This window comes from Candidatus Avoscillospira sp. LCP25S3_F1 (assembly GCF_052117125.1).
Lineage (GTDB): Bacteria > Bacillota > Clostridia > Oscillospirales > Oscillospiraceae > Avoscillospira_A.
Genome location: NZ_JBQKJT010000005.1, coordinates 1 through 14087 on the forward strand (window position 1 = coordinate 1; position 14087 = coordinate 14087).

The window sequence follows — 14087 nt, forward strand, 5'->3', positions numbered from 1 at the left end:
GAATGCAGTGGTTCTGATGACCTATCCAAAGGATGCCTTTCACAAACCACAGGCATTGCGAGCATTTCTATGCGCAGATACTTCTTTGAGCACGGTGGAAATCCTGACCTATTATCAAGAGCGTTGGGGCATTGAAGTTTACTTCCGTCAGTGCAAGACAAGATTGGCTTTTGACCAATGCCAAATTCGTAGTGCTCAGGGCATCCAAAGATTCTGGCTCCTCACATCTCTTGCCTATAACCTTTGTTGTATGGCTACAGGTACATTTATGCCCTTTGATGAAGGATATCGCTATATCCAAAAGCAGATCCAGCAGGAGAAGATCGTCTTCCTATACCAATGTGGTGTGAATCATCTGCCCTTGGAACAACTACTTGCTTATGTTGCTTGATTATGTGCATTTCGACAGTTTTGCTCATTTATAGATTATTTCTCTAAACGATGAGATCAATCAGGATGTTACGTCCCAGGAAGCGCTGGTGAAAGAAGTACGCGCCATTGCCGTTGTGATCGTCGTCATCATTCTGGTTTTGGGTTTGGTGGCAGTTGTTGTGTTCACCGGTCTTATGCTCCGCTATATTCTGACGCCCACAAAAAAACTGTTGGAAGGTTCGGAAGCACTGGCCCGAGGCGATTTTCAGAATGCCTCGGTTGACTACGTCTCGAAAGATGAATTCGGTACCCTTGCAACGAAAATCACCGCTGTTATGGGCCGGATTGTGTTTATTACCAAGGACTTGCAAACCGGCCTGCGGGCTGTATCGGAAGGCCAATTCAATGTAAAAAGTACGGATGACAGTCAGTATGAAGGTGAATACCATTATTTACGCGATTCCGTCTATCATTTGATCAATATGTTGACCGATGTGATGCATCAGATTCACATTGCATCCGATGAGGTATCCAGCGGCGCGGAACAGGTATCCAACGCTTCCCAGGCGTTGAGTCAAGGTTCCACAGAGCAGGCCTCCAGTGTGCAGGAGTTGGCTGCCACTCTCGCCGACATCTCCCAGCAGGTGGATGAAAACACCCGTTTGATTGGCGAGACAGAGCACAGCGTCAAAGAGTCGGTTGCGGAAGTGTCCCTCGGTACCGGCAGAATGCAGGATATGCTGGCGGCCATGCAGAATATCAGCGCCACCTCTTCGGAAATCGGTAAGATCATCAAAAGCATTGAGGATATTGCATTCCAGACCAATATTCTCGCTCTGAACGCAGCGGTGGAAGCCGCACGGGCCGGCAACGCCGGAAAGGGCTTTGCCGTAGTGGCGGATGAAGTCCGCAGACTGGCAGCAAGCACGGCGGAAGCCTCCCAAAATACCGGCGAATTGATTTCCAAGGCATTGCAGGCGGTTGAAAACGGAAAATCCATTGCAGATGAGACGGCTGCCTCTTTGGAACGAATTAACAGCATCATTGGGCAGCTGGCGGAGCAAGCGGAGAAAGTCTCCGTCAACTCTCAGGCCCAGGATACCGCAATCAAGCAGATCTCCATCGGTGTGGACCAGATTTCCGCTGTGGTGCAGAACAACTCCGCAACGGCGGAGGAGAGCGCAGCAGCCAGCGAGGAACTTTCCGCACAGGCAAACATTCTGAAAGGTTTGGTGGCCAAATTCACCGTCCAAAATTCGGCCTTACGTTGAACTTTCAGCAATTTCCCCTTTATTTGGTTCAAAAAACCCGGAAACCATCTGGTTTCCGGGTTTTTTATGGTTTAGAGATGTGCCACAACCTGATCGCCCATGGCCACACAGCCCAGCAGCGTGCAGCCCGGCTGCATGATATCGCCGGTCCGGTAGCCCTCGTTGAGGACCTGCTGCACGGCGTTCTCAATAGCGTCGGCCTCCTGGGCCATGCCGAAGGAGTACCGCAGCATCATGGCCGCCGACAGGATGGTTCCCAAGGGGTTGGCCTTGTCCTGGCCCGCAATATCAGGGGCAGAGCCGTGAATCGGCTCGTACATGCCGCAGGTACCGGAAGACAGGGAGGCCGAAGGCATCATGCCGATGGAGCCGGTGAGCATGGAAGCCTCGTCGGAGAGAATATCACCGAACATATTCTCCGTCACCAGCACGTCGAACTGGCCGGGATTTTTAATCAGCTGCATGGCGGTGTTGTCCACCAGGATATCGCTGTATTCCACGTCGGAATACTCCTCAGCCAGCTTGTGCATGGTGGCCCGCCACAGGCGGGAGGTATCCAGCACATTGGCCTTGTCCACAGAGGCCAGCTTCTTGTTGCGCTTCCGGGCTGTCTCGAAAGCCACCCGGCCAATGCGCTCAATCTCATGCTCCGAATAGGGCATGGTATCGGTAGCCACCTTCTCGCCGTTCACTTCCTCAGTGGTTCTGGGCCCGAAGTAGATGCCGCCGGTCAGCTCCCGGACAATCAGCAGGTCGATGCCGTTGCCCACGACCTCCGGCTTCAAGGGCGAAGCGCTGGCGAGCTGGGGGAACAGCTTGGTGGGACGGAGATTGGCAAACAGGCCCAGCTCCTTACGGACGGCCAGCAGCGCCTTTTCCGGGCGGATGTTGGCCGGGCAGGAATCCCACTTGGGACCGCCTACCGCGCCCAGCAGCACCGAATCAGCGTTCTTGCACACGGCCATGTTCTCATCGGTGATGGGGACGCCGTACTTGTCGATGGAGCAGCCGCCGATATCCACATTGTTATAGTGGAAGGTGTGGCCGAACTTCTCGGCCACCTTATCGAGGACCTTCAGGGCCTCGCCCACAATCTCCGGGCCTATGCCGTCGCCCCGGAGGACTGCAATGGTCTTTTCCATTTTTCAGCCCTCCTTGAGAGAGGCCAGCAGGCCACCCTTGGAAATGATGTTTTGAATGAAGGGCGGGAAAGGCTGGGCCTGGTATGTCTTGCCGGTGGTCACGTCGGTAATAATGCCGGTGTCAAAGTCCACGGACACCTGATGGCCCGCTTCGATCTCGTCGGCAGCGGCCTCGCACTCCAGAATGGGCAGACCGATGTTGATGGCGTTGCGGTAGAAAATCCGGGCAAAGCTCTTGGCGATGACGCAGCCGGTGCCGCAGGTCTTGATGACCAGCGGAGCATGCTCCCGGGAGGAGCCGCAGCCGAAGTTCCAACCGGCCACCATGATATCACCGGGCTGAACCTTCTTCACAAACTCCGTGTCGATATCCTCCATGCAGTGCTTGGCCAGCTCCTGGGCATCGGAGGTGTTGAGATACCGGGCCGGAATGATGACGTCGGTATCCACGTTGTCGGGGTATTTGAAAACCGTTCCCTGTGTGTTCATGTTCGTTAAACCTCCTTGGGTGCGGTAATATAGCCGGTCAATGCGCTGGTGGCCGCCGTGGCGGGACTGGCCAGATAGACCTCGCTCTCCACATGGCCCATGCGGCCGACAAAGTTACGGTTGGTGGTGGCGATGCAGCGCTCGCCCGCCGCCAGAATGCCCATATAACCGCCCAGGCAGGGGCCGCAGGTGGGCGTGGAGACAATGGCGCCGGCATCGATGAAGGCCGTTACCCAGCCCCGCTCCACGCACTCCCGGAGAATCTGCATAGTGCCGGGGATGATGATACAGCGGACGCCGTCGGCCACATGGTTGCCCTTGAGGATGTTGTAGGCGGCCTCCATATCCTCCATCCGGCCGTTGGTACAGCTGCCGATAACCACCTGGTCGATCTTGATATCGCCCAGCTCGGCAGCGGGCTTGGTGTTCTCCGGCAGATGGGGGCATGCCACCACAGGAACGATCTTGGAGAGGTCAATCTCGTAGATTTTTTCGTATTCGGCGTCATCATCGGCGGCATAGATCACGGGCTTCCGCTCGCTGCGGCCCTCCAGATAGGCCATGGTCACGTCGTCCACGGGGAAAATACCATTTTTCGCACCGGCCTCAATGGCCATGTTGCAGATGCACAGACGGTCATCCATGGAAAGGGTCTTGACGCCCTCGCCGGTGAACTCCATGCTGCGGTACAGGGCTCCATCCACGCCGATCATGCCGATGATGGTAAGAATCACGTCCTTGCCGCTGCAATTGGCGGGGAGTTTCCCGCTCAGGCGGAACTCCAGGGCCGTGGGGACCTTGAACCAGGCGGTGCCGGTGGCCATACCGGCGGCCATGTCGGTGCTGCCCACGCCGGTGGAGAACGCACCCACCGCACCGTAGGTACAGGTATGGCTGTCGGCACCGATGATGCAGTCGCCGGCAGTAACGACACCCTGTTCCGGCAGCAGAGCATGCTCAATACCCATTTTACCCACGTCGTAGAAGTGGCTGACGCAGTGGGCGCAGGCAAACTCCCGGCACTGCTTGGACTGCTCGGCGGCCTTGATGTCCTTGTTGGGAACGAAGTGATCGAGAACAATGGCGATACGGTCCTTGTCAAAGACCTGATCGAAGCCCGCCTTGCCGAATTCCTTGATGGCAACGGGGGTGGTGATATCGTTACCCAGAACCAGGTCCAGCTTGGCCGAGATCAGCTGGCCGGGTACGACGGTATCGAGTCCCGCATGGGCTGCGAGGATTTTTTGGGTCATGGTCATTCCCATGGTTTACTTTCCTCCCTCAATGGTGCGGTTGATGGCTGAGAACAGCGCGTTGATGGACGAGGCAATAATATCGTCGTGGATACCGGCGCCCCAGACCTTTCTGCCGTCGGGCAGGGTGATGCTGACGTAGGTGATAGCCTGAGATGCGCTGCCCTTGGTCAGCGCGTGCTCCTCGTAAGTCAAATCGGAGAACTGTATGCGCAGCTGCTGGCGAATGGCGTTGGCCACAGCGTCCAAACGGCCGTTACCGGTGGCCGTCAGATTCATAGCCTTACCGTCCCGTTCCACCAATACATCGGTGGAGATGACGTCGCCCCTCGTAAAGTGGTAGTCCACCAGCTTCACATGGTTGTTGAGGTTGACGTAGGTATTGGTGAAGACGTCCAGAACCTCCTGGGGCGACAGTTCGGCGTGGGCATGGTCGGATACATTCTTGACGGTGTAGCCCACATCCTCCCGCATTTTGGCGGGCAGGACATAGCCAAAGTTGTGCTCCAGCAAATAGCCGATACCGCCCTTGCCGGACTGGGAGTTGATGCGGATGACGTCGGTCTCATACTGACGGCCCACATCGCCGGGGTCGATGGGCAGATAGGGCACGGTCCAGGTGTCGCAGCCTTTTTCCTGCCGCCACTTCATGCCCTTGGCGATGGCGTCCTGGTGGGAGCCGGAGAAGGCGGCGAAGACCAGCTTACCGGCGTAGGGCTGACGGTCATAGACCTGCATACGGGTAACCCGCTCATAGACTTCGCAGATCTCCGGCATGTTGGAGAAGTCCAACTGCGGGTCCACGCCCTGGGCATACATGTTCAGTGCCAGAGTGATGATATCCACATTGCCGGTACGCTCGCCGTTGCCGAACAGGGTGCCCTCAATGCGGTCGGCACCGGCCAGCAGGCCCAGCTCCGAATCGGCCACGGCACAGCCCCGGTCATTGTGGGGGTGCAGGCTGACTTCCACGGCGTCGCGGTAATGGAGATGATCGCACATGAACTCCACCTGGTCGGCGTAGACGTGGGGCGAGGACAGCTCCACAGTGACCGGCAGATTGATAATGGCCTTGCGGTCGGCGGTGGGCTTCCACACATCCAGCACAGCATTGCAGATTTCCAACGCAAAATCCATTTCTGTTCCGGTGAAGGATTCAGGAGAATACTCATATCGGAAGTTTGCGCCGGTCTCGGCGGCAATCTTCTCAGAGAGCTTCGCGCCTTCCACAGCAATCTGAATGATCTCCTCCTTGGACTTGCGGAAGACCTGTTCCCGCTGGGCCAGAGACGTGGAGTTGTAGAGGTGGACCACGGCGTTCTTGCAGCCTTTGAGGGCGTCGAAGGTTTTGCGGATGATGTGCTCCCGGCTCTGGGTCAGAACCTGAATGGTCACATCATCGGGGATCATGTTTTCCTCAATCAGGGTCCGCAGGAACGTATACTCCGTCTCGGAAGCCGCCGGGAAGCCCACCTCGATCTCCTTGAAACCCACTTTCAGCAGCAGTCGGAAAAATTCCAGTTTCTCCTCCAGGCTCATGGGGATCATCAGGGACTGATTGCCGTCCCGCAGGTCCACGGAGCACCAGGTGGGCGCGTGGTCAATGTACGTCTTGTCGGCCCACCGGCGGGTGGGCTTGGCCACGGGGAAAAATTGCCGTGTGTACTTCGATGCGTTTCTCAAGGGAAGCTCCTCCTCTTATCCTCCCGGCGGCGGGCCGCCGTATGAAGTTCCGGTTTAAATGATATGTAATCCCGCGTCTGTCAGGGCTTTTTTTATGGCTTCAATGTGCTCAAAGTTTCTGGTCTCCAGATTGACCCGCAGATAACAGCCGTTGACGTCGGAGCCCTCATTGGAGTGCTCATGATGGACGGCGGTGACGTTGCCTCCCTGCTGGGCGATGACCCGGGCCACCTTCAAGAGCTGACCCGGCTTATCCACCAGCTCAATGTTCAGCTGGCAGCTGCGGCCGGACATGAGCAGACCACGGGAAATGACGCGGGACAGAATGGTTACGTCAATATTGCCGCCGGACAGAATGCACACGGCTTTCTTGCCCTCCAGGTCGATCTTGTCGAACATGGCGGCGGCCACGGCCACAGCGCCGGCGCCCTCAGTGACCAATTTGTGCTGCTCCATCAGGGCCAGGATGGCGGCAGAAATTTCGTCATCGTTGACCGTCACAATGTCGTCCACATAGTGGGAACAGAGGTCATACGTCAGGGAGCCGGGCTCCTTGACGGCGATGCCGTCGGCAATGGTGAACACCGATTCCAGCCGCTCAATGTGGGCGTCGTGGATGGAGTTGCGCATGGACGGCGCGCCCTCAGCCTGGACGCCGTAAACCTTGATATTGGGATTCAGACTCTTTATGGTGAACGCCACGCCGGAAATCAGTCCGCCGCCGCCGATGGGGACGATGACGGCATCCATGTCCTTGACCTGCTCCGCCAGCTCCAGGGCAATGGTACCCTGACCGGCGATGACGTCGGGATCATCAAAGGGGTGGATGAAGGTATAGCCCTTCTCGTCCCGCAGTTCCAAGGCCCGGCGATAGGCGTCGTCGTAGACGCCCTCTACCAGGCAGATCTCTGCGCCGTAGCTGCGGGTAGCCTCCACCTTGGAGATGGGAGCGCCGTCCGGCAGGCAGATGACAGACTTGATGCCGTTGCGCTGGGCGGCCAGGGCCACGCCCTGGGCATGGTTGCCGGCGGAACAGGCGATGACGCCCCGCGCCTTCTCCTCCTCCGTCAGCTGGGTCATTTTATAGTAGGCTCCGCGAATTTTAAAGGAGCCAGTGATTTGCAAATTTTCAGTTTTCAGATACAGCTCCCGGCCGGGGCGCAGCTTTGGGGCGTAGAGGACGTCCGTCTGACGGATGACGCCGCGCAGCGCGTAATTGGCCTTGTAGACCGTATCCAGGGTCAGCTGTTTGGGTGTATTTTCCATAGGTAGTGCCTCACGTTCTCATGCTGTTAATAAATTGTTCCGCGGCCCGCGCCGACCGGCTGCCCCGCCGCAGGGCAAAGGCTTCGGCCTCCCGGTCCAGATCTTCCTGTGGCATATCGATGCCGAAACGCCCTGCCAACTGATGGACGATGCCCAGATACAGGGGTTTGTTGGGCCGCTCAAAATACACCGTCAGACCGAACCGCTCCGACAGCGACAGCAGTTCCTGAAGGGTGTCATTGCGGTGGATATCGTCGCCGGTCTCCCGCTCGGAGAACCGCTCTTTGACGATGTGACGGCGGTTGCTGGTGGCATAGATGACCGCGTTGGGAGCCTTGGCCGAGGCCGAGCCCTCCAGCGCCGCTTTCAGCATGCTGAAGCAGTCGTCGTTCTGGTTGAAAGAAAGGTCGTCGATAAAGAGAATAAATTTTAAAGGGTTGCCGCGAATGCGGCCCAGGACCATGGGCAGCTGGTACAGCTGGTCTTTGCGCAGCTCGATGAGCCGCAGGCCCCGGCGGGAAAGCTCATTGACACAGGCTTTCACCGTAGACGATTTGCCCGTACCGGCGTCGCCGCACAGCAACACATTGGCTGCCGGGCGTCCCTCCAGCAGGGCGATGGTGTTTTGCAGGACCTTCTGCCGTTCGGCCTCATAGCCGACGAAGCGGTCCAGGGTGATCTCATCGGCGGATTCCACGGGGACAATTTCCGTACCGTCGATCCGAAACATGGCCGCCGTGGAGAAAATGCCGTAGCCGTACCGCCCCAGGTAGAGCAGCCGCTGATTATACTCCTCCCGGAAGTCCGCGCCGTGGGTCTCGTACCGGGGCAGATAGCCGCTGTAGTCGATGTCCGACCACAGTTCCTCGGTGGTCAGGGCCGACAGAGTGGATAGAATGGACAATTCCGCCCGGGCATTGGCTGCGGCGGCGGGAGCCACCATGCCGGTGCGGGCAAAATGTACCACCACGGCGTTTTCGTCGGAGAAGATCAGCCGCCGCAAATACGCGTCCAGGCAGTATTCGTCCCCGGCCAGGGCCGCCACAAACCGGCCGTAGCTGTCCAGCCGGTCATTGAGATCGCCGCTCAGCAGAAACTGCCGCAGCGCGGCCATGCCCGGCTCCGCCAGCAGGCCCCGAAACACCGTAAAGGCCGACAAGCCGTGGGCCAGCGCCGCCAGACCCGATGATTCCATGGTGGATTCCTCCTTTAGCAGCATGGGGCGGGGCAAACCCCGCCCCATGCATTCAGTCTACGAACTGGTTGATGATTGCGCCCTTGTCGGCAGAGCTGACCATGGACGCATAACGGGCCAAACAGCCCTTGAGACCGGTCTTCTTCCGAATCTCTGTGGTGGCTTTGCGGCGCTCCAGCTCCTCGTCGGAAACCTCCAGCTGAATGGAGTAGTTGGGGATATCGATGGAGATACGGTCGCCGTTTTCCACATAGGCGATGAGGCCGCCGCTGACGGCTTCGGGAGAAACATGGCCGATGGACGCGCCGCGGGTGGCGCCGGAGAAGCGGCCGTCGGTGATGAGGGCCACATCCTTATCCAGGCCCATACCGGCAATGGCCGAGGTGGGCGACAGCATTTCCCGCATACCGGGACCACCCGCGGGGCCTTCGTAGCGGATGACCACCACGTCGCCCTTGACGATCTCGCCTGCGTAGATGGCGGCGATGGCCTCCTCCTCGCTGTTGAACACCTTGGCCGGTCCGGAGTGCTTGAGCATTTCCGGCGCCACGGCGCTGCGCTTGACCACACAGCCGTTGGGAGCCAGATTGCCCCGCAGGACGGCGATGCCGCCGGTCTGGCTGTAGGGGTTGTCGATGGGCCGGATGATCTCCGGGTCCCGATTCACCGCGTCTGCGATGTTCTCGGCCATGGTCTTGCCGGTGCAGGTCATGACAGAAGTGTCCAGCAGATTCTTCTTGGTCAGTTCCTTGAGGACGGCATAGACGCCGCCAGCCTCGTTGAGGTCCTCCATATAGGTGTGACCGGCGGGGGCCAGGTGGCACAGGTTGGGGGTGTGCTCGCTGACGTCGTTGGCCATGTTCAGGTCCAGCTGCACGCCGCACTCATTGGCGATGGCAGGCAGATGGAGCATGGAGTTGGTGGAACAGCCCAGGGCCATATCGGCGGTGAGCGCGTTGCGGAAGGCGGCGGGCGTCATAATGTCTCTGGGGCGGATGTTCTTCCGCACCAGTTCCATGACCTGCATACCGGCCTCCTTGGCCAAAATGGTACGGGCGGAGTAGACGGCGGGAATGGTGCCGTTGCCCCGCAGGCCCATGCCCAGGACCTCCGTCAGGCAGTTCATGGAGTTGGCCGTGTACATGCCGGAGCAGGAGCCGCAGGTGGGGCAGGTGTTCTCCTCGAACTCACAGAGCTTCTCGTCTCCGATCTTCCCTGCCTTGTGGGCGCCCACGGCCTCGAACATGGAGGACAGGCTGGTTTTCTGTCCGCCGACGCGGCCGGCCAGCATGGGGCCGCCGCTGACGAAGATGGTGGGAATATTCAGACGGGCCGCAGCCATCAGCAGGCCCGGCACATTCTTGTCGCAGTTGGGAACCATCACCAGGCCGTCAAAGCCGTGGGCCATGACCATGGCCTCGGTGGAATCGGCGATCATGTCCCGGGTAATGAGGGAGTACTTCATGCCCGTGTGGCCCATGGCGATGCCGTCGCAGACGGCAATGGCCGGGAACACAATGGGAGTGCCGCCGGCCATGGCCACGCCCAGCTTCACCGCCTCCACGATTTTGTCCAGGTTCATATGACCAGGGACAATCTCATTATAGGAGGAGACAATGCCGATCAGAGGCCGCCGCTGCTCCTCCCGGGTCAGGCCCAGGGCATGGTACAGGGAGCGGTGGGGGGCGTTGTGCACGCCCTCCACGATGGTGTCTTTAATCATGGAACCGCCCTCTTAGTTGTTGATGAGCTTATCCTCGTCGCTCCAGCTGTAGAGCTTGCGGATCTCGCGGCCCACGGTCTCGGAGGGATGCTCGGCGGCCACGCGGCGCATGGTCTTGAAGTGGACCTGGCTGCCGGCGTCGGACATATCCAGCAGGAAGTCCTTGGCAAAGGAGCCGTCCTGGATGTCGGACAGAATCTTCTTCATGGCCTTCTTGGTGTCCTCGGTGATGATCTTGGGACCGGTGATGTAGTCACCGTACTCGGCGGTGTTGGAGATGGAGTAGCGCATGCCCTCGAAGCCGCTCTGGTAGATCAGATCGACGATGAGCTTCATCTCGTGGATGCACTCAAAGTAGGCGTTTCTGGGGTCGTAACCGGCCTCCACCAGGGTCTCAAAGCCGGCCTGCATCAGAGCACAGACACCGCCGCAGAGAACAGCCTGCTCGCCGAACAGGTCCGTCTCGGTCTCGGTGCGGAAGGTGGTCTCCAGGACGCCGGCACGGGCGCCGCCGATGCCCAGGGCATAGGCCAGGCCGATCTGGAGGGCGTCGCCGGTGGCGTCCTGATGGACGGCAATCAGGCAGGGCACGCCCTTACCGGCCTGGTACTCACTGCGGACCGTGTGGCCGGGGCCCTTGGGGGCGATCATGATGACGTTGACATCCTTGGGAGGCACAATGCAGCCGTAGTGGATGTTGAAGCCGTGGGCGAAAGCCAGAGTCTTGCCCTCGGTCAGATAAGGTGCAATGCTCTCCTTGTACAGCTTGGCCTGCTTCTCATCATTGATAAGGATCATGATGATATCGGCGTTCTTGGCGGCCTCAGCGGCAGTCATGACCTGGAGACCGGCGGCCTCAGCCTTGGCCCAGCTCTTGCTGCCCTCGTACAGGCCGACAATGACCTTGACGCCGGAATCGTGAAGGTTCAGGGCGTGGGCATGGCCTTGGGAACCGTAGCCGATGATGGCGACGGTCTTGCCGTTGAGTTTCTCCAGATTGCAGTCCTGCTGATAGTAGATGTTTTGCATGTTATGTCGTCTCCTTTTGGATTTTATAGGTAAAATAAGAGAACCTTATTGGTTGATGGTGTTTTCGCCCCGCTCCAGCGCAACGGCGCCGGTGCGGCACATCTCCAGAATGCCCAATGGCTTCATGACCTCAATAAAGGCCTTGATCTTGGAGGGCTCGCCGGTGACCTCGATGCACATGGCATCGGTATTGTAGTCGATGATCTTGGCGCGGTAGATTTCCGCCGCGGCCATGACCTCGCTGCGGTTTTCGGGGGTGCTGCGGACTTTAATCAGCATCAGTTCCCGCTCTACAGAGGTTTCGCTGCGCAAAACCTGCACCCGTTTGACGTTGTGGAGCTTTTTCAGCTGGTTTACCAGCTGCTCCCGGGCGTAGTCGTCGCCGTTCATGGTGATGGTCATACGGGAAAAGGCGGGGTTTTCCGTCTCACCGACGGTGAGGGAATCGATATTGAAGCCCCGGCGCATAAAGAGACCGGCCACACGGGTCAGAACGCCGTACTTGTTTTCCACATACACAGAAATGACAGAGCGCATCAGTTCTGACCTCCTTTGGTAGTAATCATATCGTCGATGGAGCCGCCGGGGGGCAGCATGGGCAGGACAAATTCGTCCTTGTCGATGATGGTATCAATGAGCGTGGGGCCGTCATGGGCCATGGCCTCGGCGAACGCGGCCCGGAACTCGTCGATGTTGGTGGCTCTGGCGCCCTTGGCCCCGAAGGCCTCGGCCAGTTTCACAAAATCGGTCTTGCGGCCCAGTATCGTATTGGAGTACCGTTTCCCATAGAACAGCGTCTGCCACTGGCGGACCATGCCGAGCACGCCGTTGTTCATCAAAACGATGACAATGGGGGTGTTGTAGGTGACGGCGGTGGCCAGCTCATTGAGGTTCATACCGAAGCTGCCGTCGCCGGTGATGAGTACCGTCCGGTCGCCGGTGGCGATCTGTGCGCCGATGGCGGCGCCCAGGCCGTAGCCCATGGTACCCAGGCCGCCGCTGGAGACCCAGCGCCGAGTGCGGCCGAAATCCACATATTGGGCCGTCCACATCTGGTGCTGGCCCACATCGGTGGCAATGATGGTGTTGTCGTCCTTGATCTCGTTGATGACCTTGAAGATTTTACGGGGCGTCATGGCGTCTCCGGCCTGGGCCTCGGCCTCGGCGGCGATGCGCTGCTCCTCTGCCTTGAGCGCTTCCACTTGCTGCCGCCATTCGGGCCGCTCCGTTTTGGCGCAGCGCTCCAGAATCCGGTTGAAGGAGGATTGAATCTCGCCGATGATGCCCAGGTCTACAGGAATATTCTTATTGATCTCCGCCAGGTCCGTATCCAGCTGGATGATTTTCGCGTTGCGGGCGTATTTGGCGGTGTTGCCCGTGGCCCGGTCGCTGAATCGGACGCCGACGCCGAGAATCAAATCGGCTTCATTGTTTGCCATGGAAGAGGCGTAATGGCCGTGCATACCCTGCATCCCCAAAAAGCGGTCGTAGCTGTTGGCCAATGCCGACAGGCCCATGAAGCTACAGCCGATATAGCCGTCGATCTTCTCGGCCAGGGCCATGATCTCTTTCGTCATGCCGATGCCCGCCGCGCCGCCGCCAATATAAATATAGGGGCGCTTGGCCTGATTGATGAGCTCCACAGCCCGGTCAATCAGTGCGTCGGAAGCCTCGTCCTGGGGAGCGTATTCCACCACAGGCTGGGGCTCATATGTACACTGGGCCACCTGCACATCCTTGGGAATGTCAATCAGCACCGGACCGGGGCGGCCGGACTTGGCAATCTGGAACGCCTCCCGAATGATATCGGCCAGGTCATGGACATCCGTAACAAAGTAATTGTGCTTGGTGATGGGGATGGTGACGCCGGCAATGTTGATCTCCTGGAAGCTGTCCCGGCCAATGAGGGTGGTGGGGACGTTGCCGGTAATGGCCACCATGGGAATGGAATCCAGCATAGCCGTGGCGATGCCGGTGACCAGGTTTGTGGCGCCGGGGCCGGAAGTGGCGATGACAACGCCCACTTTGCCGGTAGCGCGGGAATAGCCGTCGGCCGCGTGGGAAGCCCCCTGTTCATGGGCCGTCAGCACGTGGTTGATGCGGTCGCTTGCCTTATACAGTTCATCGTACAGGTTCAAGACCTGACCGCCGGGGTAGCCGAAAACGTCGGTGACACCCTGCTCGATCAGTGTTTCCACGACGATCTGCGCACCCGTCATCTGCCTGCCTTTTGCCGTTTCCAATGAAATCCCTCCAAACATCTGAAAAACATACACACATATAGCAAAAGCGCCTCCGTCTCGCTGCTGCTTTGACAACAGCCCAAAGAGACGAAAGCGCAATTCCAAACTGCGAACCCTTCCGCGGTACCACTCTTTTTCATCCCCCGTGGGATGCACCTCCGGTGCCAACACACCGTTTCTCTGTAACGGGAGTCCCCGTCTGACACTACTCTGCTTTACAGGCGGTTCGTGGCAGCCACTCCATGGCCAGTTTCAACAGGTCCGCCCGACGCCTTACACCAACCGGCGCCTCTCTACGCAGCAGAGTTCTGTCTACTCATCCATATCCTTGTGTTTGTGTGATATAAACATGGTCAGTATAGCACTGCCGTTCCGGTTTGTCAACACGGTAAAGTGACAAAGATTCAAAAAAATTAGAAAC

Annotated in this window: 12 protein-coding genes and 1 other annotated feature; of the genes, 2 read left to right on the forward strand and 10 right to left on the reverse strand. The window is 58.6% G+C overall.

Features of this window, described 5'->3' with window-relative positions:
• Both ACTQ33_RS05415 and ACTQ33_RS05420 read left to right on the forward strand, forming a co-directional pair.
• Positions 1-391 (forward strand): transposase (locus tag ACTQ33_RS05415; protein ID WP_441462782.1); only part of this gene is annotated, 391 nt, incomplete at its 5' end.
• Between the two features lie 88 nt (positions 392-479).
• Positions 480-1643, forward strand: coding sequence for a methyl-accepting chemotaxis protein (locus ACTQ33_RS05420; protein ID WP_441462784.1), 1164 nt, complete (start codon positions 480-482; stop codon positions 1641-1643).
• A gap of 71 nt (positions 1644-1714) precedes the next feature.
• Here the strand turns inward: ACTQ33_RS05420 and leuB are convergent, their stop codons facing one another.
• From leuB to ilvB, 10 genes are read right to left on the reverse strand one after another with little or no spacing between them, the layout of a single operon-like run.
• A complete protein-coding gene (gene leuB, locus ACTQ33_RS05425) occupies positions 1715-2785 on the reverse strand; it encodes a 3-isopropylmalate dehydrogenase (RefSeq protein WP_441462786.1) in 1071 nt (356 codons plus the stop codon).
• A 3-nt stretch (positions 2786-2788) separates the two neighbouring features.
• Positions 2789-3274, reverse strand: a complete 486-nt coding sequence (gene leuD, locus ACTQ33_RS05430; RefSeq protein WP_441462788.1) for a 3-isopropylmalate dehydratase small subunit — start codon at positions 3272-3274, stop codon at positions 2789-2791.
• 5 nt (positions 3275-3279) lie between these two features.
• Positions 3280-4539, reverse strand: coding sequence for a 3-isopropylmalate dehydratase large subunit (gene leuC, locus ACTQ33_RS05435; protein WP_441462790.1), 1260 nt, complete (start codon positions 4537-4539; stop codon positions 3280-3282).
• Positions 4540-4542: 3 nt separating this feature from the next.
• Positions 4543-6210 carry a 2-isopropylmalate synthase gene (locus ACTQ33_RS05440; protein ID WP_441462792.1) on the reverse strand — a complete coding sequence of 556 codons (1668 nt, stop codon included), beginning with the start codon at positions 6208-6210 and terminating at the stop codon, positions 4543-4545.
• Positions 6211-6264: 54 nt separating this feature from the next.
• On the reverse strand, positions 6265-7476 hold the full coding sequence (gene ilvA, locus ACTQ33_RS05445; protein ID WP_441462794.1) for a threonine ammonia-lyase: 1212 nt from the start codon (positions 7474-7476) through the stop codon (positions 6265-6267).
• Positions 7477-7486: 10 nt separating this feature from the next.
• Positions 7487-8671: an ATP-binding protein gene (locus tag ACTQ33_RS05450; protein WP_441462796.1), complete on the reverse strand. Its 1185-nt coding sequence runs from the start codon at positions 8669-8671 to the stop codon at positions 7487-7489.
• 52 nt (positions 8672-8723) lie between these two features.
• The gene (ilvD, locus tag ACTQ33_RS05455) at positions 8724-10394 is read right to left on the reverse strand and encodes a dihydroxy-acid dehydratase (RefSeq protein WP_441462798.1); all 1671 of its coding nucleotides are present in this window, start codon (positions 10392-10394) and stop codon (positions 8724-8726) included.
• 12 nt (positions 10395-10406) lie between these two features.
• Entirely contained in the window at positions 10407-11423 is a 1017-nt protein-coding gene (ilvC, locus tag ACTQ33_RS05460) for a ketol-acid reductoisomerase (RefSeq protein ID WP_441462800.1), read from the reverse strand.
• Between the two features lie 45 nt (positions 11424-11468).
• Positions 11469-11963, reverse strand: coding sequence for an acetolactate synthase small subunit (gene ilvN / locus ACTQ33_RS05465; RefSeq protein ID WP_441463171.1), 495 nt, complete (start codon positions 11961-11963; stop codon positions 11469-11471).
• Positions 11960-13684, reverse strand: coding sequence for a biosynthetic-type acetolactate synthase large subunit (ilvB, locus tag ACTQ33_RS05470; RefSeq protein WP_441462802.1), 1725 nt, complete (start codon positions 13682-13684; stop codon positions 11960-11962). Before ilvB ends, ilvN begins: the two co-directional genes overlap by 4 nt.
• A 62-nt stretch (positions 13685-13746) precedes the next feature.
• Positions 13747-14004 (reverse strand) — a binding site (T-box leader).
• Positions 14005-14087 lie beyond the last annotated feature (83 nt).